The sequence below is a fragment of the Streptomyces sp. A01 genome, assembly GCF_059026195.1.
The window spans coordinates 1-351 of sequence record NZ_JBWLKN010000140.1; the positions used below are offsets into that span (position 1 = coordinate 1).

Annotated in this window: 1 protein-coding gene; it reads left to right on the forward strand. The window is 69.8% G+C overall.

Annotated elements, in window-relative coordinates; all coding sequences use genetic code 11:
* A partial coding sequence (locus AC5P1B_RS35910; protein WP_493892231.1) for a HAMP domain-containing protein occupies positions 1–351 on the forward strand: 351 nt, incomplete at both ends.

Below are 351 nucleotides of genomic sequence, written 5' to 3' on the forward strand. Positions count from 1 at the left end.
CGCCGACGAGGTGACGCGGGTGGCCCGCGAGGTGGGCACCGAGGGCCAGCTGGGCGGCCGAGCCCAGGTCAGAGGCGTCTCCGGAGTCTGGAAAGACCTCACGGACAACGTCAACTCCATGGCCGACAATCTCACCGGCCAGGTCCGCAACATCGCGCAGGTGACCACGGCGGTCGCCAACGGCGATCTGAGCCAGAAGATCACCGTCGCGGCGCAGGGCGAGATCCTCCAGCTGAAGTCCACCGTCAACACGATGGTCGACCAGCTCTCGGCGTTCGCCGACGAGGTGACGCGGGTGGCCCGCGAGGTGGGCACCGAGGGCCAGCTGGGCGGCCGAGCCCAGGTCAGAGG